Source organism: Aeromonas sp. 9A, from assembly GCF_963900955.1.
In the GTDB taxonomy this organism is placed as follows: domain Bacteria; phylum Pseudomonadota; class Gammaproteobacteria; order Enterobacterales; family Aeromonadaceae; genus Aeromonas; species Aeromonas salmonicida.
Window position 1 is genome coordinate 1666668 of sequence record NZ_CAWRFG010000001.1, and the last position, 26070, is coordinate 1692737.

Annotated in this window: 21 protein-coding genes; 13 read left to right on the forward strand and 8 right to left on the reverse strand. The window is 61.2% G+C overall.

What is annotated here, in order from left to right:
• Positions 1 to 42: 42 nt before the first annotated feature.
• The 4 genes from AACX78_RS08005 to nadK all read right to left on the reverse strand — a co-directional run bounded on the left by AACX78_RS08005 (position 43) and on the right by nadK (position 4934).
• Entirely contained in the window at positions 43 to 483 is a 441-nt protein-coding gene (locus tag AACX78_RS08005) for a universal stress protein (RefSeq protein WP_005312572.1), read from the reverse strand.
• Positions 484 to 887: 404 nt separating this feature from the next.
• Entirely contained in the window at positions 888 to 1781 is an 894-nt protein-coding gene (locus tag AACX78_RS08010; RefSeq protein WP_159165870.1) for a DHHA2 domain-containing protein, read from the reverse strand.
• 490 nt (positions 1782 to 2271) lie between these two features.
• Positions 2272 to 3936 (reverse strand): DNA repair protein RecN, encoded by a 1665-nt coding sequence (gene recN, locus AACX78_RS08015; protein WP_159165871.1) that lies wholly within the window; start codon positions 3934 to 3936, stop codon positions 2272 to 2274.
• A 113-nt stretch (positions 3937 to 4049) separates the two neighbouring features.
• The gene (nadK, locus tag AACX78_RS08020; protein WP_005312583.1) at positions 4050 to 4934 is read right to left on the reverse strand and encodes an NAD(+) kinase; all 885 of its coding nucleotides are present in this window, start codon (positions 4932 to 4934) and stop codon (positions 4050 to 4052) included.
• A 267-nt stretch (positions 4935 to 5201) separates the two neighbouring features.
• On the opposite strand from nadK, the gene grpE reads away from it, so the two are divergent.
• The 8 genes from grpE (at position 5202) to AACX78_RS08060 (ending at position 15982) form a co-directional block, all read left to right on the forward strand.
• On the forward strand, positions 5202 to 5777 hold the full coding sequence (gene grpE, locus AACX78_RS08025; protein WP_005312586.1) for a nucleotide exchange factor GrpE: 576 nt from the start codon (positions 5202 to 5204) through the stop codon (positions 5775 to 5777).
• A gap of 297 nt (positions 5778 to 6074) precedes the next feature.
• Positions 6075 to 8000 (forward strand): molecular chaperone DnaK, encoded by a 1926-nt coding sequence (dnaK, locus tag AACX78_RS08030; protein WP_005312589.1) that lies wholly within the window; start codon positions 6075 to 6077, stop codon positions 7998 to 8000.
• A gap of 113 nt (positions 8001 to 8113) precedes the next feature.
• Positions 8114 to 9256 (forward strand): molecular chaperone DnaJ, encoded by a 1143-nt coding sequence (dnaJ, locus tag AACX78_RS08035; protein ID WP_021138057.1) that lies wholly within the window; start codon positions 8114 to 8116, stop codon positions 9254 to 9256.
• Between the two features lie 262 nt (positions 9257 to 9518).
• Positions 9519 to 11009 (forward strand): carbohydrate porin, encoded by a 1491-nt coding sequence (locus tag AACX78_RS08040; protein WP_159165872.1) that lies wholly within the window; start codon positions 9519 to 9521, stop codon positions 11007 to 11009.
• A gap of 115 nt (positions 11010 to 11124) precedes the next feature.
• On the forward strand, positions 11125 to 12081 hold the full coding sequence (locus AACX78_RS08045; protein WP_159165873.1) for an aminoimidazole riboside kinase: 957 nt from the start codon (positions 11125 to 11127) through the stop codon (positions 12079 to 12081).
• Positions 12082 to 12164: 83 nt separating this feature from the next.
• Entirely contained in the window at positions 12165 to 13529 is a 1365-nt protein-coding gene (locus AACX78_RS08050; RefSeq protein WP_159165874.1) for a sucrose-specific PTS transporter subunit IIBC, read from the forward strand.
• Positions 13529 to 14944: a glycoside hydrolase family 32 protein gene (locus AACX78_RS08055; protein WP_159165875.1), complete on the forward strand. Its 1416-nt coding sequence runs from the start codon at positions 13529 to 13531 to the stop codon at positions 14942 to 14944. Before AACX78_RS08050 ends, AACX78_RS08055 begins: the two co-directional genes overlap by 1 nt.
• A 27-nt stretch (positions 14945 to 14971) precedes the next feature.
• On the forward strand, positions 14972 to 15982 hold the full coding sequence (locus AACX78_RS08060) for a LacI family DNA-binding transcriptional regulator (RefSeq protein ID WP_159165876.1): 1011 nt from the start codon (positions 14972 to 14974) through the stop codon (positions 15980 to 15982).
• A 91-nt stretch (positions 15983 to 16073) separates the two neighbouring features.
• Here AACX78_RS08060 and AACX78_RS08065 read toward each other — a convergent pair whose 3' ends face one another.
• The 3 genes from AACX78_RS08065 to AACX78_RS08075 all read right to left on the reverse strand — a co-directional run bounded on the left by AACX78_RS08065 (position 16074) and on the right by AACX78_RS08075 (position 17936).
• Positions 16074 to 16802 carry an MgtC/SapB family protein gene (locus tag AACX78_RS08065; RefSeq protein WP_159165877.1) on the reverse strand — a complete coding sequence of 243 codons (729 nt, stop codon included), beginning with the start codon at positions 16800 to 16802 and terminating at the stop codon, positions 16074 to 16076.
• A 230-nt stretch (positions 16803 to 17032) separates the two neighbouring features.
• Positions 17033 to 17407, reverse strand: coding sequence for a hypothetical protein (locus AACX78_RS08070; protein ID WP_099994004.1), 375 nt, complete (start codon positions 17405 to 17407; stop codon positions 17033 to 17035).
• A 343-nt stretch (positions 17408 to 17750) separates the two neighbouring features.
• The gene (locus tag AACX78_RS08075; protein WP_021138049.1) at positions 17751 to 17936 is read right to left on the reverse strand and encodes a YgaP family membrane protein; all 186 of its coding nucleotides are present in this window, start codon (positions 17934 to 17936) and stop codon (positions 17751 to 17753) included.
• Between the two features lie 115 nt (positions 17937 to 18051).
• Here AACX78_RS08075 and AACX78_RS08080 point away from each other — a divergent pair, with 115 nt between their 5' ends.
• From AACX78_RS08080 to AACX78_RS08100, 5 genes are read left to right on the forward strand one after another with little or no spacing between them, the layout of a single operon-like run.
• Positions 18052 to 18369, forward strand: a complete 318-nt coding sequence (locus AACX78_RS08080; RefSeq protein WP_111588243.1) for an ArsR/SmtB family transcription factor — start codon at positions 18052 to 18054, stop codon at positions 18367 to 18369.
• On the forward strand, positions 18369 to 18782 hold the full coding sequence (locus AACX78_RS08085) for a YeeE/YedE family protein (protein ID WP_059168663.1): 414 nt from the start codon (positions 18369 to 18371) through the stop codon (positions 18780 to 18782). The genes AACX78_RS08080 and AACX78_RS08085 overlap by 1 nt, the downstream gene beginning before the upstream one ends.
• A 12-nt stretch (positions 18783 to 18794) precedes the next feature.
• Positions 18795 to 19241, forward strand: coding sequence for a YeeE/YedE family protein (locus AACX78_RS08090; RefSeq protein ID WP_021138046.1), 447 nt, complete (start codon positions 18795 to 18797; stop codon positions 19239 to 19241).
• Between the two features lie 56 nt (positions 19242 to 19297).
• A complete protein-coding gene (locus AACX78_RS08095; RefSeq protein WP_159165878.1) occupies positions 19298 to 20323 on the forward strand; it encodes an efflux RND transporter periplasmic adaptor subunit in 1026 nt (341 codons plus the stop codon).
• On the forward strand, positions 20316 to 23504 hold the full coding sequence (locus AACX78_RS08100; protein ID WP_159165879.1) for an efflux RND transporter permease subunit: 3189 nt from the start codon (positions 20316 to 20318) through the stop codon (positions 23502 to 23504). Before AACX78_RS08095 ends, AACX78_RS08100 begins: the two co-directional genes overlap by 8 nt.
• Before the next feature lie 42 nt (positions 23505 to 23546).
• On the opposite strand, the gene AACX78_RS08105 is transcribed toward AACX78_RS08100, so the two are convergent.
• Positions 23547 to 26039 (reverse strand): diguanylate cyclase domain-containing protein, encoded by a 2493-nt coding sequence (locus AACX78_RS08105; RefSeq protein ID WP_159167484.1) that lies wholly within the window; start codon positions 26037 to 26039, stop codon positions 23547 to 23549.
• Positions 26040 to 26070: the final 31 nt, after the last annotated feature.

Below are 26070 nucleotides of genomic sequence, written 5' to 3' on the forward strand. Positions count from 1 at the left end.
GGGGAGATGAGGCGCCCACCACTTGAGTGGGCGCCTGTCAGGTTAGCTGACGGCTTTGAGCTGCTCTACGTAGGGTTCGTGGCAGATCTGGATATCGATCGGCAGCTTGTAGATAAGCAGACGGGCCAGGGATCCTTCCATCCAGTGATGGCGGCTGCCCACCAGCAGCAGATCCGTCGGGTGTGAAGCCAGCCAGTGCTTCAGGTCCGACACAACGTCATCGACCACCAGGCACTGATAATCCACTGGATGCTGCAAGGTGGTGATGAGTTCACTGATGATGGCCTTGGCATCCAATGTGCCCTGGGCACTGCGCTCTTCTTCGGACAGCGACAGGCTTTCGCGGCGCACCTTGCTGCTGTGAGTCAGGTGCAGCAGGGTCAGCTCAGTGCCCATGCCCTGTGCCAACCGGCTCGCTTTGGCCAGCGTCTCCTGCTCGTAATCCTTGCCTTCCAGCAAGAGCACAATATGGGTTGAGGTCATAAGCAGTTCTCCTTGGCATGACGCTAACATGTCCTGGTTGTCTGGCGTCACCCTCTGTCGGTGATGCATAGTGAAACCATGTTCGTATACATCAGCATAACAGACCGAGTTGAATGGAGAATGAAGGGATCCCGCATATTTGACGGTTAGCGGGGGAATTGCGGATAAAAATGGTATTTTTTTAGCATGTTTGCATGGTCAGCAAGCGCTGCATATCTGAATCATGCTGCCTGGTCTCTATCTGAGTATCGCGTGACGCAGTGAGCACGAACAAGCAGGATGAGGGCAGTTGACGACAGGGCGTACAGAAAAAGTCGCATGCCGACCGAGGTGGAGTGTCAAAGCCATGGGGTAGAAAGAGAGGGCAGGGAACCCGGCGTGTACCGCTGCCCTGCCACTTGGCATCACACCGGGTCTGTTGACAGATAGTGGGCCAGCCAGGGAAGACCCTCCTTCTTGCGGCTGACGGCACCGGCCAGATGGATGGGTTGCTCGGGCAAGATGCCGTTGCTGGCGAAATAGAGCAGGCTGTTCCCCTTGGCGAGATCGGTCAGCATCAACACATAGGCATCCAGTTTGTCCTGTTCCAGCCGGGCCTGCATGGCCTGAACCAGCTCTGTTTGCCGTGACTGAAGCTGTGCCGGATCCATCACGCATATCTGGCTGACAGACAGTGTGTAACCGGCAATCTGGTACGCCTTCTCATCGGCGATGAGCAGCTCGGCCAGGGGAGCATCACCTAACTGGGTGCGGCGTTCCAGCAGGGTCTGCGCGAAGGGCTCCAGCGCCAGATCGGTCAGGGGCAGCAGCGCATTGACGGCTGCGCGATCACGGGGCGTGGTCGTCGGCGAGGTGAGGCTGAAGGTGTCGCTGATGATGGCGCCCAGCAGCAGGCGAGCCTGGGAACGGGAGAGGTTGTCATAGCCCATCAGCTCCAGCAGCACAGTGGCACTGCAACCCACAGCGCGGATCCAGGCATCGAGGGGGCCCCGAGTCACAAGAGTGCCGATCCTGTGGTGATCGATCAACCCCTGCACGTCTGCCTCGGCAAGGCCCTCTGGCCCCTGCTCCAGCTCGCTGAAATCGACCAGAAACACAGATGTGTTGGCCACACTCCCCTGCAGCAGGGGCGGGGCATCGACCCCGGCGGTTTCCAGAATGAAGCGGGTCTCGGCGATGGGGTCACCCAGTGCATAGGCCTGGGCCGGTCTGCCCTGGCCATTGAGCCAGTCGGCGGTGACCAGAGCGGTGCAGATGCTGTCGCTATCGGGGTTCTTGTGACCAAACACGTGGAGCATAAAGGCATTCCTGAAGTTGGAGGCGCCTGGTCGACCGCGCAAGGACGCTGGCCGGACAAGGGGGCAGATAAAACAGGTGAAGGCGCACGGGTTTTTGCTCCCGACCTGGTCTCACTCTATGCGTCGGTGCTGGTCATGGCAACCAGGATGACTCGCACCGTCCTTGATGGTCACACCGTCACCGAGCTGGTTGTGTCGGCTTGCCCGAGCACCTTGTTACGGAGCCAGACCTGGCACTCGGAGCTGGGTCTTGTTGCTGTGCGGTACTATGAGGTTGAGCCAGGATTGGCTCCCGTACTCTGGTCTGGCTCCCACACTCGATCCTGGCCAGAGAGTCCCCTGGATGTCGGCTAACCAAGCGGCTGGTTTGTGGGGAAAAATAGAAGAGAGGATCGGGCGATCGCAACGTCAGATAGCCATATAAAGAAGGGGAGCCTCACACCCGCAGGTGTGAGGCTCCCCTTTTACTGGCCGTGTTGGACGTCCCTTCTCAGGAGGCCAGCAGCTCGCGGGCATTGGCCAGGGTATTGTCGGTGATATGGTCGCCGCCCAGCAGGCGAGCCAGCTCCTTGAGGCGAGCGCCCTGATCCAGTGCCTGCATCTGGGTCTCCGTTGTCTTGCCATCGGTGTGCTTGCTCACCACCATGTGCTGGTGGCCCTTGCCTGCCACCTGTGGCAGGTGAGTGACCACCATGACCTGAGTGGATTCACCGAGCTGGCGCAGCAAACGACCCACCACGGCGGCGGTGGGGCCGCTGATCCCCACGTCCACCTCATCGAAAATCAGGGTTGGGGTCGATACCTTGCGGGCGCTGATCACGACGATCGCGAGGCTGATCCGCGATAGTTCACCGCCCGAGGCCACCTTGCCCAGCGGCTGGATGGGTTGCCCCGGGTTGGTGGTGACCATAAATTCCACCCGATCGATGCCAAGCGGCGACAGGCTGCTCTGGGCATCCGGCCGCACCTCGATGGCGAAGCGGCCGTCCGGCATCGCCAGCTCGTGCATGCTGGCGGTCACCTTGGTGCCGAGTTCCTCGGCGTAACGCTGACGGCTCTGGCTCAGTGCCTCTGCGGCCTGTACGAAGGCAAGGCGGGCTTCGGCCAGTTCATCTTCCATGCCCTCGAGGCGCTCTTCATCAGAGTTGAGGCGGGCGAGATCACTGGCAAGATCCTGATGATGCAGGGCCAGCTCGGCTGGTTTGACATGGTGCTTGCGGGCCAGATTGATGGCTTTGGAGAGGCGGGCTTCCAGCTCGGTGAAGCGCTCCGGGTCCAGCTCAAGCCGATCCAGATAGCTGCGCAGCTCGCTGTGGCTCTCCTGCACGCCTATCATCGCCTCGTTCAGCATCTCCAGCACGGGGCTGAGGCGGCTGTCCATGCCCACCAGACTCTCGGCTTTGTCGACGGCGACCTGCAACAGGCCGGCGATGGTGGTCTCTTCGTTGTCATAGAGCAGATCGAGACAGGCGCCGCACTCCTGCATCAGTTCGGTGCCGTTGGCGAGCCGCTGATGCTCCTCTTCAATCGCCTCGAATTCCCCCGGTTGCAAGGCAAATTCGTCCAGCTCCTGCACCTGATATTCGATGAGCTGACGGCGGGCTTCCCGCTGTTGCTGTTCGGCCTTGAGGCGATTGAGCTCGTTTTGCAGCTGACGCCAGAGCTGATAGTGCTGGCGCACCTCTTCCAGCAGCAGGTGATGGCCGGCATAGCCATCCAGCAAGCTGAGCTGGTAGTCGGGTTTGAGCAGGAGCTGGTGGGCGTGCTGGCCGTGGACGTTGACCAGCAGTTGACCGAGATTTTTAAGCTGGGTCAGGGGGACGGGCACGCCGTTGATGTAGCTGCGTGATCGCCCTTCGGCAGAGAGCACCCGCCGCACTATGCATTCACCTTCGTTTTCCAGCTCGTTGGCGGCGAGCCAGGCACGGGCGGCCGGGTTGCTGTCCAGCAGGAAACGGGCGCTGACCTCTGTCTTGTCGCTATCGGGGCGCACCATGCTGGCCTCTGCCCGCTCACCCAGACAGAGGCCGAGTGCGTCTATGGCGATGGATTTACCGGCACCCGTCTCACCCGTGATGCAGGTCATGCCGGGTTGCAGATCGAGTTCGAGAAACTTGACGATAGCGAAGTTGTTGACGGTCAGCTGGGTCAGCATGGTCTCATCCTGTATGGGCCAACATTACTGTGTATGCATCCAGTATATACTGGTTTTCCATACAGTAAAGAGTCGACCCGCAACAGGATGGACAAGAGCGTGTTGAAAGCGGCTTAGAACAGCTTGCTGCCCCAGCCGAGCTTGTTGCGCAGCACGTGGAAGTAGCTGTAATCGAGCGGATGCACCAGGTGCAGCTTGTGCTTGCTCTTCTTGATGAGGATCTCGTCCCCCGGGTGTACCGCCAGTGTTACCTGACCGTCGCAGCTCACCTGCATGGCGTCATCCTGATTGTCCGGTGAGACCAGCAGGCGCACCTCGCTGTCCGCATCCAGCACTATGGGACGGCTGCTCAGGGTGTGTGGGAACATGGGCACCAGCGTGATGGCGTTGAGCTTGGGAGTGAGGATGGCGCCGCCCGCCGATAGCGAATAGGCGGTGGAGCCGGTCGGGGTGGCGACTATGATGCCGTCCGAGCGCTGGCTGTACATGAAGCTGCCATCGATATAGACCTCGAACTCGATCATGTGGGCTATCTTGCCCGGGTGCAGCACGGCTTCGTTCACCGCCAGGTTGCTCGATTTGCGCTCCCCGTGACGATAGACGGCGGCTTCCAGCAAGAAGCGGTGTTCACTCTTGTAGTGGCCGGAAAGCACCTGTTCCAGCGGCAGCAGATAATCCTGCGGCGACAGGTCGGTCAAAAAGCCGAGATTGCCCCGGTTGACCCCGATCACCGCCACATCGAACCGTGACAGCACCCGGGCCGCCCCCAGCATGTTACCGTCCCCGCCGACGACGATGGCCAAGTCCGCCTGCTCACCGAGCTGGACCAGATCCATCACGTTTTCATCCATGATGCCGAGGGTGTGGGCGACCCGGCTTTCGACCAGCACCTTGAAACCACGGGTAGTGAGATACTGATGCAAGCCGGTCAGGGTCTGGTTGGCCCCTTCGTGGTGGGGTTTGCCAATCAGGGCAATGGTTTTGAACGGAGAATCCATAGTCTGTCGGGTCTGGGATGAGTATTGGGGGCAGTATACCCCGCTTTGTGGGGGATTTGTCTGCTGCCAGCGTTCTGCTCGCGCCATCGTACCGGGAAAAGTGGCAATTTACCTGTCGGTGCGGCTCATTGGCGACGATAGCGCCTTTTTCCCCTTGAAAGCCGAGGCTGCGTCCCCATAATAGCGCCATTACAGGGTCTGTTGCCGACTTGTCTCGCACCCGAACGTCAGCAGACCCTCATAAGCAACCCTGAAATTGGAGATGTCATGAACCACGAAGAACAAAAGGTTGAAACGATGGAGCAAGTGGAAGCCCAGCCAGTCGAGCCGACCGATGTAGACAGTGAAGTGACAGCCGAGCAGGCCCGCATTGCCGAGCTGGAGGCCCAACTGGAAGCCGCCCAGCTGGCGTCCAATGAAGAGCGTGAGCGTGCCATTCGTGCCGTCGCCGAAATGGAAAACCTGCGTCGCCGTGCCGCCCAGGATGTGGAGAAGGCCCACAAGTTTGCGCTGGAGAAATTCGCCGCCGAACTGTTGCCGGTACTGGACAACCTGGAGCGCGCCATCGAGCTGGCCGACAAGGAGAGCGAAGAGCTCAAGCCGATGATCGAAGGGGTCGAGCTGACCCTGAAATCGATGCAAAGCGGCGTGGCCAAGTTTGGTCTGAATCCGCTTGATCCGCTCAATCAGCCGTTTGATCCCAATGCCCATCAGGCGATGAGCATGATCGAAAATGGCGAGCTGGCACCGAACACTGTCATCGCCGTGATGCAGAAGGGCTACGAGCTCAATGGTCGGGTGATCCGTCCGGCCATGGTGATGGTCTCCAAGGCGCCAGCCTGATTGCCATCGCTGTGCTGAGCCCGCCGCTCGGCGGGCTTTTTATTGGTTGCGGCGCCAACAGCTTATTTTTGGCGTCATTTGGCAAGCATTCTTCCGTAAACAAGGCAAGAATGTGCGGTTTTTTGAGGGTAGGGCTTGAAGCGTCAACTTGAGACCCCATATAGGTTCCAAGGCCACGGCGGCACAAAAAATTTGATGCCGGGAGCTTGAAAGCCACACTGGCAGCCCCCACCTAGCCGTTAACGCATTAAGGCGAGTTCCTCGCCAGTTTATTCAAAGTATTTGGAGATTCGTCAAATGGGTAAAATCATCGGTATTGACCTGGGTACTACCAACTCCTGCGTCGCTATTCTGGATGGCGACACTGCTCGCGTGATCGAGAACGCAGAAGGCGATCGTACTACTCCGTCCATCATTGCCTATGCCGATGATGGCGAGATCCTGGTTGGTCAGCCGGCCAAGCGTCAGGCCATCACCAACCCGAAGAACACACTGTTCGCCATCAAGCGTCTGATCGGTCGCCGTTTCGAAGATGAAGAAGTGCAGCGTGACCTGAAGATCATGCCGTACGCCATCGCCAAGGCTGACAACGGTGATGCCTGGGTGGAAGTGAAGGGCAAGAAAATGGCACCGCCGCAGATCTCTGCCGAAGTGCTGAAGAAGATGAAGAAGACTGCCGAAGATTATCTGGGTGAGCCGGTGACCGAAGCCGTTATCACAGTGCCGGCCTACTTCAACGACGCCCAGCGTCAGGCTACCAAGGATGCCGGTCGCATCGCCGGTCTGGATGTAAAACGCATCATCAACGAACCGACCGCTGCTGCTTTCGCTTATGGCGTGAACAAGGTCAAGGGTGAGCGCAAGGTTGCCGTGTATGACCTGGGTGGCGGTACTTTCGATATCTCCATCATCGAGATCGACGAAGTCGAAGGGGAAACCACCTTCGAAGTACTGGCGACCAACGGTAACACCCACCTGGGTGGTGAAGACTTCGACAACCGTGTTATCAACTATCTGGTTGACGAGTTCAAGCGTGAGCAGGGCATTGACCTGCGCAACGACCAGCTGGCCCTGCAGCGTCTGAAAGATGCCGCCGAGAAAGCCAAGATCGAGCTCTCTTCTGCCCAGCAGACCGACGTGAACCTGCCGTACATCACCGCAGATGCCACAGGTCCCAAGCACATGAACATCAAGGTGACCCGCGCCAAGCTGGAATCCCTGGTGGAAGACATGGTGAAAGACTCGCTCGAACCAGTTCGCACTGCCCTGAAAGACTCTGGTCTGGCAGTCGGCGAGATCGACGACGTCATCCTGGTGGGCGGTCAGACCCGTATGCCTATGGTGCAGAAGACTGTTGCCGAGTTCTTTGGCAAAGAGCCGCGTAAAGACGTCAACCCGGACGAAGCCGTGGCCATGGGTGCTGCCATCCAGGGTGCCGTACTGTCCGGTGAGAAGACCGACGTACTGCTGCTGGACGTGACCCCGCTCTCTCTGGGTATCGAAACCATGGGCAGCGTCATGACTGCGCTGATCGAGAAGAACACCACTATCCCGACCAAGAAGTCCCAGGTGTTCTCCACTGCCGAAGACAACCAGTCTGCCGTGACCATTCACGTGCTGCAGGGTGAGCGCAAGCGCGCCAGCGACAACAAGTCCCTGGGCCAGTTCAACCTGGAAGGCATTCGTCCGGCTCAGCGCGGCCTGCCGCAGATCGAAGTGACCTTCGACATCGATGCCAACGGTATCCTGCACGTTTCTGCCAAAGACAAGGAGACCAACAAGGAGCAGAAGATCACCATCCAGGCTTCCTCCGGTCTGTCTGATGAGGAGATCGAACGCATGGTACGCGAGGCAGAAGCCAACGCGGCCGAAGACAAGAAGTTTGAAGAGCTGGTGCAGACTCGCAACCAGGCTGACGGTCTGGTCCACTCTGTACGCAAGCAGATCACCGAAGCCGGTGACGCCCTGCCTGCCGACGACAAGACCAAAATCGAGACTGCATTGAGCGAGCTGGAAGCCGTCATCAAGGGTGACGACAAGGCTGTCATCGAAGCCAAACAGCAGGCTCTGCTGGAAGCGTCCCAGAAGCTGATGGAGATTGCCCAGCAGCAATCCCAGGCTCAGGGTGCTGGCGCCGATGCCAACCAGTCCTCTTCTTCTTCCAAGGCTGACGACGACGTGGTCGATGCCGAGTTCGAAGAAGTGAAAGACGACAAGAAATAAGCCACACCCAGATGGGTAGAGCCCGCTCTACCCATCGGCTTGATCGATGAATTTACGGGCGTTGGGTGACCAACGCCCGTCTGCATAACTGTTTACGTAGCAACAGGATCAGTATGTCAAAGCGCGATTTCTATGAAGTGCTCGGGGTATCGAAAGGTGCCGATGAGCGCGAGATCAAGAAGGCGTACAAGCGTCTGGCGATGAAGTTTCACCCGGACCGCAATCAGGGTGATGCCGCATCCGAAGAGAAGTTCAAAGAGGTCAAGGAAGCCTATGAGATCCTGACCGACGAGAATCTGCGGGCTCGCTATGACCAGTATGGTCATGCCGGCGTGGATCAGAGCCAGGGTGGCGGTGGCCACGGTGGCTTTGGCGGCGGTGCCGATTTCGGTGATGCGTTCGGCGATATCTTTGGCGACATCTTCGGTGGCCGCAGCGGCGGCGGTCGTCGTGGTCCTGCCCGGGGTTCAGACCTGCGCTACACCATGGAGCTGACCCTGGAAGAGGCGGTGCGCGGTGTCTCCAAAGAGATCAAGGTGCCGTCCCTGGTCCACTGCGAGGTCTGCAACGGTTCCGGTGCCCACACCGGCAGCACAGCCCAGACTTGCCCGACCTGCCACGGTGCCGGCCAGGTGCAGATGCGTCAGGGCTTCTTCGCGGTGCAGCAGGCCTGTCCGCACTGTCACGGTCGCGGCAAGATCATCAAGGATCCGTGCCGCAAGTGCCATGGCGAAGGTCGTTACCAGAAGACCAAGACACTGTCGGTCAAGATCCCGGCGGGCGTCGATACCGGCGACCGTATCCGTCTCTCCGGCGAAGGGGAGGCGGGGGAAGCGGGCGCTCCGGCCGGGGATCTCTATGTACAGGTACACGTCAAGGAGCACGAGATTTTCGTGCGTGACGGCAACAACCTCTACTGCGAAGTGCCCATCAGCTTCACCGCTGCTGCGCTCGGTGGCGAGATTGAAGTGCCGACCCTGGATGGCCGCGTCAAGCTCAAGGTCACTCCCGAAACCCAGACCGGCAAGATGTTCCGCATGCGGGGCAAGGGCGTCAAATCAGTGCGCTCCGGCCAGGTGGGGGATCTGATGTGCAAGGTGGTGATCGAGACTCCGGTCAAGCTGACCGAGTCCCAGAAAGAGCTGTTGCGCCAGCTGGACGAGTCGTTCAGCGGTGCCGCCGCCAAGACCCACAAGCCGAGATCGGAAGGTTTCTTCGAAGGGGTGAAACGCTTCTTCGACGACCTGACCCGCTGATCTCAACGCATCCCAGCAAAGCCGGCCTCTGTGCCGGCTTTCTTTTTGCCTGCCATTCGGCCCGTCTCTTCGTTATTGAGTGGATCCTGATGAGGGATCCACCTCACAACTCCCGCCAATTCATTCTGTACAAATGTTATCCCGCTCACAGAGTGGCTGAAACGGTTTAGCTGGCATCTTGAGTTGGCTAAAGCGGTTTAGCTATGCTCTCTTCGCCGATAAAAACAGAGCCCGACCGGGCAACACACGACAGGTGAGGAAGATGACCATGTTCAAGAGCAAATTGGCGTTGGCAGTGGCGCTGGGATTGGGGATGAGCAGCCCGCTGTGGGCGGCGGAGGGCGGTATCGAAGCCAGGCTGGCGGCGCTGGAGGCGCGGGTACAGGCGGCCGAAGCGAGAGCCGAGGCGGCGGAGAGCCGTGCCAGTCAGGCCGAAATAAAGGCGAGTGCGGCCAGCGAGCAGGCCCAGGTCGCCAACACCCGCAGCCAGAAGGTGGATGAGAAGACGGCGGGGGCACAGGGCTTCGAGTTTCACGGCTATGCCCGCTCTGGCCTCCTGGTCAACGGCAATGGCAACGGTGGGCGGGGCGGTCCCTACATCACGCCGGCAGGATCTGTGGGGGGCGCAGTGGGCCGGCTTGGCAACGAAGACGACACCTACATGGAAGCGAATCTGCTCAAGACCCAGACGTTTGATGACGGCAGCTGGGCACGCTACAAGCTGATGCTGGCAGATGGCGTGGAGACCAGCAACGACTGGACCGCCAGCGATTCGAGCCTCAATACCCGCCAGGTGTTTGCCGAAATAGGCAATCTGGCGAGCTTCGATGGCGCTTTCAAGAATGCGGTGCTGTGGGCGGGCAAGCGCTTTGATCGGGACAACTTCGACATCCACTGGCTCGACTCGGACGTGGTCTTCCTGGCCGGCACCGGCGGCGGTGTCTATGACGTGCAACTTGCCGACAGCTGGAAGGCGAACTTTTCCCTCTATGGTCGCGACTATGGCGACATCAGTGCCAGCGGTCTGTCGGACATAGAGAGCTACATCCTCACCATGAACAACCGCTTCGGCAACTGGCAGTGGATGGTGAACGGCCTCTCGGCCAATGACAACGAACAGCGCATCAACGACGGTGGCAAGGGAAGCGAGGCGGCGGACAAGGGGGCCCATACTCTGGTGGCTTATCACGCCGACAGCTTCTTTGGCATCAACCCCGGCTTCTCCAAGGCGGCGATCCTCTACGGTCATGGTCTGGGTGCCGAGCTCAAGGGCTTGGGTTCCGACAGCGAACTGCTGCCCGATGCCGATGCAGTGCGGGTCGCCGTGTTTGGTGCTACCGACCTCAACTCGCGCTGGCGTTTCGCACCGGCCCTGCTGGCAGAGCAGAGCCAGGATCGTTACGTGAAAGGGGATGAATACCAGTGGCTGACCCTCAATACCCGGGTAGCCCAGGTGCTGAGCCAGAACGTCGAGCTGGTCTATGAGGCGGCATGGCAGTACATGGATCTGGATCCCAAGGGCTACAAGGGTCGTCAGGCGGTGAACGGCAACTTCACCAAGCTTACCTTCGCCCCTACCTTCAAGGCACAGACCGCCGGCTTCTTCGAGCGTCCGGAGCTGCGGGTGTTCGCCACCTGGATGGACTGGTCATCGGAGCTCGACAGCTACGCCAGTGACGATGCCATGGGCCAGAGCAACTTCACCGCCGGTGGCGAGTGGAATTTTGGCGTGCAGATGGAAACCTGGTTCTAGTTCGTTATCCCGATCACAAAAATAGCAGCCGGTGCCAGGATCTGTTGGTTGGCTAAATCGGTTTAGCTGATAATGAAAGCCAAGAGATGAGGGCCCGGCCCCGTCAGTGAATCCTGTGCAGCAGTGGAGTAGCAAGGTGACGAATCGTGTGTGGGTAATGGGGGATGCGGTGGTGGACTTGATCCCGGAAGGGGAACTGCACTACCTCAAGTGCCCGGGTGGCGCACCCGCCAATGTGGCGGTCGGGGTGGCGCGACTCGGCGGCGAGTCAGCCTTTATCGGCCGGGTCGGCGCCGATCCGTTTGGCCGCTTTATGGCCGATACCCTGGCAAGGGAAGGGGTGGATACCGCTTGTCTGCGGGCGGATCCTGCTCATCGAACCTCCACAGTGCTGGTGGAGCTCGATGAAGAGGGGGAGCGCAGCTTCACCTTTATGGTGCGCCCCAGTGCGGATCAGTTTCTGACCCCGGATGAGTTGCCCGGCTTCCAGGCCAGCCAGTGGTTGCTCACCTGCTCCATCGCCCTTGCCAACGAACCGGTGCGCGGTAGTTGCCTGCAGGCCATGGCCGCCATCAAGGACGCGGGGGGACGGGTCTGTTTCGACCCCAACCTGAGGCCCGAGGTGTGGGGCAACCCCGCCGAGATGCTGCCAGTGGTGCGCCAGGCAATTGCCCTGGCGGATGTGGTCAAGCTCTCGATTGACGAGTTGCAGCTGCTGAGCGGCGAGGATGATCTGGCCGCGGGGCTTGCCACCATATCAGGCCCGGCGCTGGTGCTGGTGACCCGGGGGGCGGCCGGAGTGGTGGCCCGCCTCGAGGGCGAGCTGCTGGAGTGGGTGGGGCCGAAAGTGACCCCGCTTGACACCACGGGGGCGGGGGATGCCTTCGTCGCCGGACTCCTGGCGGCGCTGGCACAGGGCGAGCGGTTGCCCACGCTGGCCGAGCTGCCCGCCATCCTGGCTCAGGCTCACGGCTGCGGGGCGCTCGCCACCACCGCCAAGGGGGCCATGACGGCACTGCCGACCCGCACAGAACTGGATGCCTTTTTGCGATCAGCCTCAAGCGGTTGTTGATCTGCGGCTAGAACCGCAGCTCAACAGACCCTACTCTCATGTGACAAGGGCCCGCCAGCGTGGCGGGTCATAAGAGGAAGAATATGAATATCAGTGCGATAGCCAAGGATTTGGTGCCCCTGCTCGGGGGCAAGGAGAACATCGTCAGCGCTGCCCACTGCGCCACCCGATTGCGGCTGGTGCTGGCCGATGACAGCAAGGTGAACAAGGCCGCCATCGACAAGCTGGAGGGGGTCAAGGGGTGCTTCAGCAACGCGGGTCAGATCCAGGTGATCTTCGGCACCGGTCTGGTCAACAAGGTCTATGCGGAGTTCGTGGCTATTACCGGGACAGGGACGGCCAGCAAGGCTGAGCTGACCGACATGGCGACGGCCAAGCTCAACGTGGCCCAGCGGCTGGCGCGGACGCTCTCCAACATATTCGTGCCCATCATTCCGGCAATCGTCGCGTCCGGTCTGCTGATGGGGCTGCTCGGCATGGTGCGCACCTATGGCTGGGTCAATGCCGACAGTGCCCTCTTCGTCATGCTCGACATGTTCAGCTCGGCGGCCTTTATCATACTGCCCATTCTGATCGGGTTCACGGCGGCGCGTGAGTTTGGCGGCAACCCCTATCTGGGGGCCACCATGGGGGGGATCCTCACCCACCCGGCCCTGACTAACGCCTGGGGTGTGGCCGGTGGCTTCAAGACCATGGATTTCTTCGGTATCGATGTCGCCATGATCGGCTATCAGGGCACCGTCTTCCCTGTGCTGCTGGCGGTCTGGTTCATGTCCCATCTGGAGAAGCAGCTGCGCAAGCGCATTCCGGACGCGCTGGATCTGATCCTCACGCCATTTCTCACCGTCATCATCACCGGCTTTGTGGCCCTGCTGTTTATCGGCCCGGCCGGACGGGTGCTGGGTGATGGCATCTCGTTTGGTCTGAGCGCCCTCTATGAGCAGGCAGGCTGGCTGGCGGGGCTGGTGTTTGGCGGGACTTATTCCCTCATCGTCATCACCGGCATCCATCACAGCTTCCATGCCATAGAGGCGGGGCTGCTCACCAATCCTGCCATAGGCGTCAACTTCCTGCTGCCCATCTGGGCCATGGCCAACGTGGCCCAGGGTGGTGCCTGTCTGGCGGTCTACTTCAAGACCCGGGATCCGAAAATCAAGGCCATTACAGTACCGGCGGCCATGTCCTGCCTGCTCGGCATCACGGAAGCGGCGATCTTCGGGGTCAACCTGCGCTACATCAAGCCTTTCCTGGCCGGCCTGCTCGGCGGTGCCCTGGGGGGCGCTTACGTGGTGGCGGCCAAGGTGGGGATGACGGCGGTGGGCCTGACCGGTATTCCGGGCATGGCCATCGTCCAGCCCATGAATCTGATCCACTATGTCATCGGCCTGGTCATCGCCTTTGGCGCCGCCTTCGCTGCCTCCTGGCTGCTCAAATACAAGGTGGAGTGATGAAGGAAGTCGATTTTTTCCAACAGATAGTCCGGTCCTTGTTGACCGGACAGCTCAAGGCGGCGGCCGATCCCCATAGGCCCCGCTGGCATCTGGCAGCCCCGGTGGGGCTGCTCAATGACCCCAACGGCTTTATCGAGCACGGCGGCCGGTATCACCTTTTTTACCAGTGGAACCCGCTGGGCTGCACGCACAGCAACAAGGGGTGGGGGCACGTCAGCTGCAGCGATCTGCTGCACTGGCAGCACGAGCCGGTGGCGCTCTTGCCCACCGAGGCGTATGAGAGCCACGGCTGTTATTCGGGTTCGGCGGTGAGCGACGAGCAGGGGCGCCTGATCCTCATCTACACAGGCAATGTCAAATATCCGGATGGCAGCCGCACCGCCTATCAGTGTCTGGCTCGCGCCGACGGTGAGGGTGGTTTTGACAAACTGGGGCCTGTGCTCGATTTACCTGAAGGCTACAGCGGCCATGTGCGCGACCCCAAGGTGTGGCATGACGGCCAGCAGTGGCTGATGGTGCTGGGAGCCCGCACCTTGGACGACAAGGGGGAGGTGCTGCTCTATCGCGGCCAGACGCTGGACAAGTGGCAGCTGGTTGGCCCCATCGCCGGCAGTGGGCGTGGCGGCCTCGGTGAGTTTGGCTATATGTGGGAGTGCCCTGATCTTTTCCCGCTGGCCGATCGCCATGTGTTGATAAGTTGCCCGCAGGGTATTGCCCCGCAAGGGGAGGATTACCGCAACCTCTACCAGTGTGGCTGGCTGGCGGGGCAGTTCGATGGCGAGCACTTCGAACATGGGGCTTTTCACGAGCTGGACCGCGGCTTCGAATTCTATGCACCGCAGACCACCCTGGATAGCCAGGGGCGCCGCCTGCTGTTTGGCTGGCTGGGGCTGCCGGAGGAGAACGAGATGAGCCAGCCGACCATTCCCTATGGCTGGATCCACCAGATGAGCTGTCCACGGGAGCTGTTCTGGCAGCATGAGTGGCTCTGCCAGCGGCCGGTGGCTGAACTTGCCGCCCTCAAGGGGGAGCTGACCCGTTTCGAGGGTGTCGTCAGCGAGTTTCCGGGGATGGCCATCGACTCGGCCTGGCTGGATCTGACGCTGACCGGCGCAGGCAGTCTCTGGCTCGGCGCCGTGGCCGAGCTGGTGTGGCAGAAAGGGCGCATTGGATTGCGTCGCCAGAACTGGCAGAGCGGGGAGTGGGAAGAGAGGTCAGCGCCCTGGCTGGGTGGCCCGCTGACGCTCTTGTGCGATCGATCCAGCCTCGAATGTTTCGTGGATGATGGTCGTCAGACGCTGTCAGCCCGTTACTTCCCCGGTGAAAAGCCGCAACTATCGGCAGGTGATACAGGCGAGGGCGGCAAAATTTGCCTCAATCACTGGCCGCTGTCGGCGTGCCTAGTACAATAGCCCGGTTCTAGTCAGCCGGGAGGCCAGGTGGAGAAGAAGAAACGGATCACGATTGCCCAGATAGCCGAATTGGCGGGGGTGTCCAAGGCGACCGCCAGTCTGGTGCTCAACGGGAAGAGTGCGGAGTACCGCATTGCCGACGATACCCGCAAGCGCATTCAGGCGGTGGCGGAGGAGTGTCACTACCTGCCGAGCTTTCACGCCCGCTCCCTGCGTGAGACCCGCAGTTACACCTGGGGGCTGGTGATCCCCGATCTCACCAACTTCGGTTTTGCCCGCATCGCCCGCGCCCTCGAGGCGCACTGCCGGGAGGCGGGTATCCAGCTGCTGATCGCCTGCTCCGAGGATGATCCCGCCCTCGAGCAGCGGGTGGTGGACAACCTCATCAGCCGCCAGGTGGATGGGCTGATTGTCGCCTCCAGCGGCCACAGCGATGACATCTATGCCCGCATTCACGACCGCCTGCCGGTGGTGCAGCTCGACCGCCATATTGGCGAGTCGCGCCTGCCCATGGTGATCTCCGATGCCTGCAAGGCCACCGCCGAGCTGGTGCGGGACATGACCAGCGAGTGCGGGGCGGAGATCTACTACTTCGGTGGCCTGCTGGATCTCTCCCCCAGCCGTCACCGGCTGGCGGGCTATGAGCTGGGGCTCCATCGCGCCGGTTTTGAAGCCGATGCTGCAAGGGTGCGTCATCGCGACTATCAGCCGAGCTCCGGTTATCAGCTGATGGCCGAGCTGGTGGCCGAGCTGGGAGCGCCTCCCAGGGGGCTCTTTACCGCCTCCTTTACCCTGCTGGAAGGGGTACTGCGCTATCTCAACGAAGCGGGGCTGATGGAGACGGGCATGCGGTTGTGCACCTTCGATGATCACGACCTGCTCGACTGTATTCCCATGCGCATCGATTCTGTGGCGCAGGATTGTCCGGCGCTGGCCCTCGCCGCCTTCGAGCTGATGCAGCAACTGATTGCAGGGAATGTTCCCGGCCAGACCGCCCAGGTCATAGCCCCCAGAGTGTGCTGGCGCAGTCGCCGCTAGTCGCGCAGGTTCGTTCCCATCGAACAGCCCCGCCAATGTTGGCGGGGCTGTTCGTCTATCGGGAGAGGACGCAAAGATATTCCCCGTGCGTTCAATCCGTGGTGCTGGCGCGCCAGAACACCTGCTTGATATGGGGATGAATGGCCAGCTTGACCATAAGGGCATCCAGTTCGTCGCCATCGATGGAGGTGGCCAGCAACACGGCCGATATCTCCAGATCCCGCTCGCCGAACGGTGCTATGTCCAGTTCGCTCAGGGGGTAGTTGGCCTGCTCCATCATCTCTTCCAGCCAGTGCAGCACCTCCTTCTGATATTCGCGCTGGGCGAGGGCCGTGACTCTGTAGGTCACCTCGGTATCGGTATTGTCCACCGGGCGGCGGTTGATCTGGTTGACCAGGGGGCGCAGCAGTGTGTTGGCAGCCAGCACGAAGAGGGCGCCGAGCACCGCCTCCATGGCGAGCCCGGCCCCGCTGGCCGCGCCCACGGCGGCTACGCCCCACAAGGTCGCTGCCGTGTTGATACCGCGGATATTGCCCGACTCGCGCATGATGACACCGGCGCCGAGAAAACCGATGCCGGAGACGATATAAGCCACCACATGGACCACGTTGTAGTTGCCGCCGTGCAGGTCATAGATGCGCTGGGCCAGGCTGACGAACAGGGCGGCCCCCACGGCGACCAGCACGTTGGTGCGAAGACCCGCGGTACGCTGGCGGTACTGGCGCTCCAGCCCCACCAGGCTGCCCAGCACGAAGGCCAGCAGCAGGCTGGCCAGGGTGTCGAGCAGGGAAATCATGTCTAGTTGCTGCCACATTCTCATGGCTTACTCCTTCTGATAACTGATGGCCTTCGGGATGCATGATGGCGTGCCAATGGGCACTCCTAATGAATCGCAAGGCTGCATGCGGTAAAGACCACCATGGAAAATGAAAACGGACGCCCGGGTCGCACAGACCTGGATGCTCAGGCGCTCAATGGAAGGCGACGGGCAAGGTGTCGGATCAATGGAGAGGGGCCAGCATTGCTGGCCCCGGATTCACCTGATAGATGTCAGTTGAGCACTGGCTCGGCATCACGCCGGGGGCGCAGCTCCCAGCGTACCGGGTGGGCTACCCCGACCTGGTGCACGAACTGCACCAGATACCGGCGCTGGGGCGGGGTGCAGTGCAAGTTCAGCACCAGCTCCCGACCACCACTGCGCCCTGGTCTCAGGGACTGCATGGGATGCAGCCCTGCTGGTTGCAGTGTGTGGCTCACCATGTCGAGTACCTGCTCCATGTCGGCGCGATCCTGGCAGCGGATCTGCAACCGGTAGTGGTGCTGATTCGGCTTGCCACGCAGCCAGAGTGGCAGCAGGCCACGGCCCAGTTTGCTCAGCAGGGGGTGAGCCTGGGTGGACCCAGATTTGGTTGAAATAAAACGCATAGCAGCCTCCTTGTGGGAAGCAGAAACTATGCAGGCAAGGTGTCCTGGGCCATTGGCCACGAGTCACCTGACGTCAAGTGTAAAAACAGAGAAGAGGGGAGTGGATTTCCGCTTCTCGCAGAGTTGCGAGAACGCGGCAGAGGAAGACCTGCGGCTATCTCGCGACCTGGGTGCCGACTATGAGGGTCGGCCTACAACTGTCACTTGATGAATTGCCCACTGATGGTCTCCGCTGTTGATGAACGGCCAGATGGTACTCATCCAGAGCGATGAGGTAAAGCCCTATCCTCCTTCAGCAACATTTAGATACAAGTTTGTCAATAATGTGAGCCAGTTGGCTACATCAGCGACAACCCAGTCTGCGCAGTACCATGGCGGCAGGGCAGAAACCGGTGAAAGCGCTCTGGATCAGGTTGACCCCGACAAAGACACTCAGCCAGAAAAAGCCCGGATGGACCCATTGGGTCAACGCCAGTGACAGCAACAGCATGCTTCCCGCCACGATTCTCACTCCGTTATCAACAGTCATATCTTGCTCCTTGGTTGTTTATCCGGCTGGTTGCGAAGGTTTAAAATTAGAAGTTGCTAATTTAGGTTTTATTTATAGAATAAAACCAAATATAAGCAACTACTAATTTATGCCTATGGCCCCTTTCGATGAGATGACCCGCCACGCAAGCGAGGCGGCTGCCCTGCTCAAGGCGCTGGCCCATCCAGAGCGATTGATGGTGCTCTGTCAGCTGATTGATGGGGAGAAGGGGGTCGGCGAGTTGCTGGCCCACAGCAAGTTGGGGCAGTCAGCCTTTTCCCAGCAACTGGCGGTGCTCAGGCGTAGCGGCCTGATCCGATCGCGCAAGGTTGCCCAGCAGATCTACTACTCGCTGGCAAACGAGGCGGCGGCGGATGTGCTGGCCGTGTTGCAAACCCATTTTTGTCACTCCCAAGAGGATGAGGTGTCTTGATGTTTGAAACCCAATGGTTGCTTGCCCTGTCCGGGGGCATGCTGGTGGGGCTCTCCGCCCTGATGTTGATGCTGTTCAATGGTCGTGTGGCTGGGATCAGCGGCATTCTGGCGGGAGCCTTGCAGCACAGGCATGCCTGGCGCTGGCTGTTTTTGTTGGGACTGGGGGCGGGCGCCTGGTTGGCGTTCAGCCTAGGCTGGGCCCGGATGCCGAGCTTCAGCGCTCTGCCGACCTGGCCACTGGTCGCGCTGGCGGGTCTGCTGGTGGGTATGGGTACCCGTCTTGGCAATGGCTGCACCAGTGGTCACGGTATCTGCGGCATGGGGCGGCTCTCGGTGCGCTCCCTCTTTGCCACCCTCACCTTTATGGTGGCCGGTTTCATGACGGTGTTTGTCACCCTGCATCTGTTGTAACGAGGTAATGAGATGAAACTTTTTATCAGTCTGCTTGCAGGTCTCTTGTTCGGGCTCGGTCTGGCCATCTCCGGCATGGTGGATCCGGCCCGTGTCATCGGTTTTCTCGACCTGGCGGGGGCCTGGGATCCCAGCCTGGCCTTCGTGATGGGGGGCGCCTTGCTGGTGTTTATGCCGGGCTACCAACTGTTGGTCAAACCGAGCAGCCGCAGCCTGCTCGATGAGCCATACCAGTTTGGCCAGCTCCGGCAAGTGGATCGCCGCCTCATCGCAGGATCGGCCCTGTTTGGTATCGGCTGGGGGTTGGTTGGCATCTGCCCGGGGCCAGCCTTGAGTCTCATTTCCAGCGGTCAGCCCATGATATTGTTGTTTGTGGCAAGCATGGTGGCCGGGATCTTGCTGGTTGATAAGGGATTGAATCGGGTATGGGTGAAGGTGCGGCCATCTCCCATCGCCTGATCCTGTGGCGTGAACCGCTGGCGTACTGAACCGCAGCACCACGGAGGGAGGTTATCATGAAGCATTTCCGGTTGCCGGGGGCCACCTTGCTGGTCATGACATCCACCCTGGCGCTGGCCGGGGTGGCAGAAACCCTGACCTCGTTTACCCTGTCGCCGCAGCCGGTGACCGACTGGCTGACGCTGGATGGCACCGTCAGTGCCATCAATCAGGGGACGGTGGCGGCCCAGACCAGCGGCCGGGTCTCCCGCATGCTGGTGGATGTGAACGATCAGGTGCAGGCGGGGCAACCGCTGCTGGAGATCAGCGGCAAGGAGCAGTTTGCCGCCGTCATGGGTGCGCAGGCGCGACTGGCCCGGGCGCAGGCCCAGCAGGTGGAGGCCGAGCGCCAGCTCGCCCGCTTTCAGGCGCTGATTGCCAAGGGGGTGATCACCCGCGCCCAGCTCGATAATGCAGAGGCTATCGATCGCGCCGCCCGCGCCGAGGTCAATGCGGCCGATGCGGGCCTCACTCAGGCCCGCGAGGCTTACGGTTATACCCGCATTCTGGCCCCCTACGCCGGGGTGGTGACCAAACGGCTGGTGGAGCTGGGGGAGACTGTCGCCCCAGGTACCCCGCTGCTGTCGGGCTTCTCCCTCGACACCTTGCGGGTGGAGGTGGAGTTGCCCCAATCCGCCCTGACGCTGGCTCGTGAGCCTGCGGATGTGCAGGTGCTGCTGCCCGGTGGCAAGGCCGTGACTCCCGTCAAGCTGACCCGCTTCAACTACGCCGACAGCCAGAGCCACAGTTTCCGGCTGCGCCTCGATCTGCCGCCGAACACGGCAGGGGTGCTGCCCGGCATGTGGCTCAAGGTGCAGCTCAAACAGGGTGAGCGTCAGGTGTTGCAAGTGCCGGAGCCCGCCCTGCTGCGGCAGGGGGAGTTCAACGGCGTCTACCTCAAAGAGGGGGAGGGATGGGCCCTGACCCCGGTGCGGGTCGGCCACTGCGAGGCTGGGCTGTGCGAGGTCCTGGCGGGTCTCAAGGGCGGTGACACCCTGGCCCCCGATGCCTGGACCCGTCAACAGGAGGTGCCCCATGAGTAGCGATCTGAACGGCAGCCATGGCCGCCTGGGGCCGGCGGGTCGGCTGGCGGCCCTGTTTCAGGGCTCGGCCATCACCCCGTTGCTGGCGCTGGTGGGGCTCTTGCTCGGCCTCTTTGCCGTGCTGGTGACCCCCAAGGAGGAGGAGCCCCAGATCGATGTCACCTTCGCAGACGTCTACATTCCCTTCCCGGGGGCCAGCCCGACAGAGGTGGAATCCCTCGTCACCACCCCTGCCGAGCAGGTGGTCTCCCAGATAAAGGGGATAGATACCCTCTACTCCTTCTCCCAACCCGATGGTGCCCTGCTGGTGGTGGTGTTCAAGGTAGGCGTGAGCCGGGAGCAGGCCATCGTGGATCTCAACAACCAGCTCGACTCCAACCGCGACTGGCTGCCACAGGGGATCGGGGTGGGTCAGCCACTGGTCAAACCCCGGGGGATCGATGATGTCCCCATCGTCAGTCTCACTTTATGGAGCAAAGAGTGGAGCAAAGATGGGAGCAAGCAGCTGGGTGCCCCCGAGCTGACCCGGGTCGCCTACGAGCTGGAGACCGAACTCAAGCGCATTCCCGGTACCCGGGACATCTACAGCCTGGGGGGCCAGCGCACCGTGCTGCGGGTGATACCGGACCCGGCGGCCCTGAGCGCCCATGGCATCAGTTGGGGCGAGCTGAGTCAGCGACTTGCGGCCGCCAATCAGGTGGGCCCGATACAGGCCATCGAGCAGGACAACAGTGAGATCAAGGTGCAGGTGGGGCAGTTCCTGCAAAGCGAGCAGGAGGCTCGAGAACTGGTAGTGGGGCAGCAGGGCGGCAAACCGGTCTATCTGGGGGATGTGGCCAGGGTTTCTCTGGGTCAGGAGACCCCGACCAAACGCAGCTGGATGGGGCAGGGGCAGGGGCAGGCCAGTTATCCGGCGGTGACCCTGGCCATCGGCAAGCAGCCGGGTCAGAACGCGGTCGAGGTGGCCAAGCGGGTGGAGGCGCGGGTCGAGAGTTTGCAGAACCGGCTTATCCCTGCGGGGGTCGAGGTGACGGTGACCCGTGACTACGGCGTCACCGCCGAGACCAAATCCAACACCCTCATCGGCAAGCTGATTTTTGCCACCACGGCGGTGGTGCTGCTGGTACTGGTGAGCATGGGCTGGCGCGAGGCGCTGGTAGTGGGGGTGGCCATCGTCATCACCCTGGCGCTGACCCTGTTTGCCAGTTGGGCCTGGGGCTTTACCCTCAACCGGGTGTCGCTGTTTGCGCTGATCTTCTCAATCGGCATTCTGGTGGATGACGCCATAGTCGTGGTGGAGAACATCCATCGCCATCGCCATCGCAGTCTGGGCAATGGGGCGCTCAAGGATCTTATTCCGGGGGCGGTGGACGAGGTGGGGGGGCCGACCATACTGGCGACCCTGACCGTGATCGCGGCCCTGCTGCCGATGGCCTTTGTCAGCGGCCTGATGGGCCCCTACATGAGCCCCATCCCCATCAATGCCAGCATGGGGATGCTCATCTCCCTGCTGGTAGCTTTTATCTTCTCCCCCTGGCTGGCGAACCATTTGCTCAAGGGGGAGGTGCATGGTGCCCACGGCGAGGCCAAGACTGGCCTCTTTCACCGGCTGATGACCCCTTTTCTGATCGGCGCTGGCGCCAAGCGTGCCAGACGCAAGCTCTGGCTGGCGGTGTTGCTGCTGGTCGGGGCGGCCACCGCCATGCCGGTGGTGCAGTGGGTGGTGCTCAAGATGCTCCCCTTTGACAACAAGTCGGAATTCCAGCTGGTGCTCGATATGCCGGAGGGGGCGACCCTGGAGCAGACCGAGCGTACTCTGCTGGCGGTGGGGCGGGAGCTTGCCAAAGTGCCGGAGGTGAAGGATTACCAGATCTATGCCGGTACCGCGGCCCCCATCAACTTCAATGGCCTGGTGCGCCACTACTTTATCCGCAGCGGCGCCAACGTGGGGGATATTCAGGTCAATCTGGTGGACAAGCATGAGCGCCATCGCAGCAGCCACCAAATTGCCCAGTCGGTTCGGGAACCGTTGCAGGCCATCGCCAGTGCGGCGGGGGGCAACCTCAAGGTGGTGGAAGTACCCCCCGGCCCGCCGGTCTGGTCCCCCATAGTCGCGGAAGTGTATGGCCCGACACCGGCCACCCGTGAAGCAGCGGCTCGCGTCGTTCAGGCCCACTTTGTAGCCGCGGCGGATCTGGTGGACGTGGATATCTATCTGACCGACCCGCAGCCCAAGTGGCGGCTGGTGGTGGATCGGAGCAAGGCGGCCCTGCTCGGGGTCGATCTCGGGGATCTGCTGACCACCCTCAATGGGGGCGTGGGCTATCAGGATGCCAGCTGGCTGCAGGGGCACGGCGCCAAGTATCCGGTGCCGATCCGCATCGAGCTGGCTCCCGGTGACAAACGGGATCTGGCGGGTGTGCTTGCCCTCAAGGTGCGTAGCCAGAGCGGGCAGCTGGTGCGGGTCTCAGAGCTGGTGAGCCGTCGTGATGAGGTGGCCCCCAGCTATATCATGCACAAGAATATGCAGCCCATGGTGATGGTGGTGGCCGACATGGGCGGCCATACCGATAGTCCGCTCTACGGCATGTTTGCCGCCGGTGCCGACATAGACCTGCCCCAATATTACGTGCAGCAGCCCGACAAGCTGGGGGAGGTGGCGCTGTTGTGGGACGGGGAGTGGAAGGTAACCTACGAGACCTTCCGCGACATGGGCATTGCCTACGGGGTGGGGATGATCCTCATCTACCTGCTGGTGGTGGCCCAGTTTCGCTCCTATCTGGTGCCGCTCATCATCATGGCTCCCATTCCGCTCACCCTCATCGGGGTGATGCCGGGCCACGCCCTGCTGGGGGCCCAGTTTACCGCCACCTCGATGATCGGGATGATAGCGCTGGCCGGGATCATAGTGCGCAACAGCATACTGCTGGTGGACTTTATCGAGCAGCAGCGAAGAGCCGGGATGGCGTTCGAGCAGGCGGTGATCGAAGCGGCGCAGGTGCGGGCCAAACCCATCATGCTGACGGCGCTGGCAGCGATGATCGGGGCCCTGTTTATACTCGATGATCCCATCTTCAACGGACTGGCCATCAGCCTGATTTTCGGGATCCTGGTCTCCACCCTGCTCACCTTGGTAGTGATACCGCTGCTCTACTACAGCTTGATGGCGCGGCGTGTTTGACGGGAGCAGAGCGCGGCCAGTGCTGGCGTGAGACAGCAAGGTTCAGTGTTTCACCAGACCGGGCGGGGGAGAGGCGAGGGGGCCATCGGGCGAGAGGAGGGCCTCTTCCTGCATGCTGGCCTGCAGCAGCGGGAAGTAGCGCCTGTCCTGCTTGACCATGTGACCCAGCACCAGGTCCTGCAGAACAAAATCCAGTAGTGCAAGATTGGTGAGCTCGCCAGTGCGGGCCGCCTGATAGAGGCTGTCGGCCCGATGGAGCAGCTTTTGATGCTCCTGACGGTGAGTGTCCAGCTCGGCGTATTCCAGCTTGGCCAAAATGGCCTCTTCGTTGTTGAAGTGGCGGGTAGCCAGGGCCAGCAGGGCCTCGAAGTTTTGATGAAACTGGTCTGTATCCTCTTCCATGGTCAGCACACCGTTGAGCAACTGGTTGGCCAGGGCAAACAGCTGGCGATGGTCATCATCGATCTGCGGGTGGCCGCAGTCGTGGCTCTGTTTCCAGCCCAGCTGCATCTGGTTGGCTGCCTCTCGCGTGATCCCGCCCGCCATCTGGGGCGTGAACAGCTGGATGCGGTTGCGCCCCGCCTCCTTGGCCTGATACATGGCCTGATCGCCGTGATTCATCAACTGCTTCTGGGTGGTGCCGTGCTGCGGATAGAGGGCTACACCGATGCAGCTGGAGATATGGAAATGGAGCGCATCCGTCATGGCAAAGGTCTGGTTGAGACTCTGGTGGATGGCCTCGGCGATGGCGATGGCCCCCGCCTCTCCCGTTATCTCGGGCAGCAGCACCATGAATTCATCCCCGCCGATCCGGGCGACCGTGTCCCCCTCCCGCACACAGTGCAGCATGCGCTTGGCGACGGTGGCCAGCAGCCAGTCGCCTGCCTCGTGCCCATGCTGATCATTGACCGGCTTGAAGTGATCGAGATCGATGAACAGCAGGGCAAGCGGTTTTCCGTCCGCCTGTTGCAGTGAGTGTTGCAGCCTGTCTTGTAGCAAGCGACGGTTGGGCAGGTGAGTGAGGGGATCATAAAAAGCGAGCTGGCGCATCATCTCCTCGCTGGCTTTGCGATCGCTGATGTCCCGGGTTACGCCGAGCACAGAGACGGGGTTGCCATCTTTGCCGGCATGCAGTGTGGTCACCACTTCTGTGTGGATGAGGCGCCCATCCTTGTGAGGCTGATCCACCAGGGTGACTCGCTTGGTATTGATGTGATCCCCCGCCGCCCAGGTTGCCAGCGACTCCTTCATCTGGCGGGCGATGCGGTCGGCAGATTCAGCCGTCATCAGCTCCTCGCCCGTCTGGGCCAGCACCTCCTCGACGGTGAAACCACGCAGGTGCTGCACCGACGGGCTCAGGTAGGTGAAGCGACCACTCTGGATATCCATGGTCCAGATGACGTCGGCACTGTTCTCCGTGATGAAGCGGAAGTGGCGCTCGTTGTCGGCTATCTCCTGGCTTAGCTGATGGCGTGCCTTGCTCTCTTCCCGCAGACGGCGGTTGAGACGCAGGAAGATCATCAGCAATATCAATAGGAAGGCGCTGACCAGCAGGCCGATGGCGATGCCCTGATAGATCATCAACTGCTGTTGATGTGCTCTCTCTTCCTGCTGGCTGTAGAGGAAACTATCCAGATCCGGCATGGCGGTGAGCAGGCCGAGGTCCATATAGGTTTGCGCTATGTGTTGCCAGCGGCCGGGATACATGTAGCCCATCTCCACCAGATCGGCGCGGATCAGCGGCTGCATCTGCTTGGCTTCAAACAGCAGCTTGTTGCGGTCCAGGGCTGGATTATTGGTCGCCGGATATTGGGTGAGGATCCAGGCCACCACCTCTTCCGGATGTAGCATGGCGTAACGCCACCCCTTGAGGCTGGCTTCGCGAAAGGCTCTGACTCTCGCCCCGTGGTCGCGCAATTCACGCTCGGAGGTAAACAGGTTGTCACCGTAGAAGTCGATACCGGCGCTGCGGGGAGTAAAGGTCTGATAGGGCACACCGCTGCGCTGCAATGTGTAGGTTTCATCCGTGTTGTAGGCGCTCATGGCGTCCACTTCGCCCCGAATTAGCGCATCTGCACTCAGGGTATGGGGCTGGCGGTGGAGCAACCCAAGCGCAACCCCTTCGTGTTGCAGGTAGGCGATCAGCTCTTCGGAGTGATATTCCAGCATCAGACGGCGGCCAACGAGATCATGCACGTTGTCGATATCGGCACGGGCCAGCAGCACCAGAGGGGAGTGTTGAAACGGGGTGGCCAGGACCACGACAGGTTGGCCGCGCTGGCGATCCAGCAGCAAGTCACTGCTGCCGACTCCATAATGGGCGCGTCCCGAGACAACTTCGTCGACCACATCCGTGCCCGGGCCGGCCTCTCTGAGCCTGACATCGAGCCCTGCATCCCGGTAATAGCCCTGGGCGATGGCCGCATAGTAGCCAGCAAACTGGAACTGATGATGCCACTTCAACTGTAAAACAATCGGATCCTGTGCCGCGACTCTGGCCGGAAGACAGGCCAGTATGATCAGCAGCAACGGTATGAGCAAAGGGCCAATATGCCGGCCCGAGCAA

What these genes read in the sequence shown, in the direction of transcription:
- AACX78_RS08005 (WP_005312572.1), bottom strand. Translation starts at nt 483, where the DNA reads ATGACCTCAACCCATATTGTGCTCTTGCTGGAAGGCAAGGATTACGAG.
- AACX78_RS08010 (WP_159165870.1), bottom strand. Translation starts at nt 1,781, where the DNA reads ATGCTCCACGTGTTTGGTCACAAGAACCCCGATAGCGACAGCATCTGC.
- recN (WP_159165871.1), bottom strand. Translation starts at nt 3,936, where the DNA reads ATGCTGACCCAGCTGACCGTCAACAACTTCGCTATCGTCAAGTTTCTC.
- nadK (WP_005312583.1), bottom strand. Translation starts at nt 4,934, where the DNA reads ATGGATTCTCCGTTCAAAACCATTGCCCTGATTGGCAAACCCCACCAC.
- grpE (WP_005312586.1), top strand. Translation starts at nt 5,202, where the DNA reads ATGAACCACGAAGAACAAAAGGTTGAAACGATGGAGCAAGTGGAAGCC.
- dnaK (WP_005312589.1), top strand. Translation starts at nt 6,075, where the DNA reads ATGGGTAAAATCATCGGTATTGACCTGGGTACTACCAACTCCTGCGTC.
- dnaJ (WP_021138057.1), top strand. Translation starts at nt 8,114, where the DNA reads ATGTCAAAGCGCGATTTCTATGAAGTGCTCGGGGTATCGAAAGGTGCC.
- AACX78_RS08040 (WP_159165872.1), top strand. Translation starts at nt 9,519, where the DNA reads ATGACCATGTTCAAGAGCAAATTGGCGTTGGCAGTGGCGCTGGGATTG.
- AACX78_RS08050 (WP_159165874.1), top strand. Translation starts at nt 12,165, where the DNA reads ATGAATATCAGTGCGATAGCCAAGGATTTGGTGCCCCTGCTCGGGGGC.
- AACX78_RS08055 (WP_159165875.1), top strand. Translation starts at nt 13,529, where the DNA reads ATGAAGGAAGTCGATTTTTTCCAACAGATAGTCCGGTCCTTGTTGACC.
- AACX78_RS08065 (WP_159165877.1), bottom strand. Translation starts at nt 16,802, where the DNA reads ATGAGAATGTGGCAGCAACTAGACATGATTTCCCTGCTCGACACCCTG.
- AACX78_RS08070 (WP_099994004.1), bottom strand. Translation starts at nt 17,407, where the DNA reads ATGCGTTTTATTTCAACCAAATCTGGGTCCACCCAGGCTCACCCCCTG.
- AACX78_RS08075 (WP_021138049.1), bottom strand. Translation starts at nt 17,936, where the DNA reads ATGACTGTTGATAACGGAGTGAGAATCGTGGCGGGAAGCATGCTGTTG.
- AACX78_RS08080 (WP_111588243.1), top strand. Translation starts at nt 18,052, where the DNA reads ATGGCCCCTTTCGATGAGATGACCCGCCACGCAAGCGAGGCGGCTGCC.
- AACX78_RS08085 (WP_059168663.1), top strand. Translation starts at nt 18,369, where the DNA reads ATGTTTGAAACCCAATGGTTGCTTGCCCTGTCCGGGGGCATGCTGGTG.
- AACX78_RS08090 (WP_021138046.1), top strand. Translation starts at nt 18,795, where the DNA reads ATGAAACTTTTTATCAGTCTGCTTGCAGGTCTCTTGTTCGGGCTCGGT.
- AACX78_RS08095 (WP_159165878.1), top strand. Translation starts at nt 19,298, where the DNA reads ATGAAGCATTTCCGGTTGCCGGGGGCCACCTTGCTGGTCATGACATCC.
- AACX78_RS08100 (WP_159165879.1), top strand. Translation starts at nt 20,316, where the DNA reads ATGAGTAGCGATCTGAACGGCAGCCATGGCCGCCTGGGGCCGGCGGGT.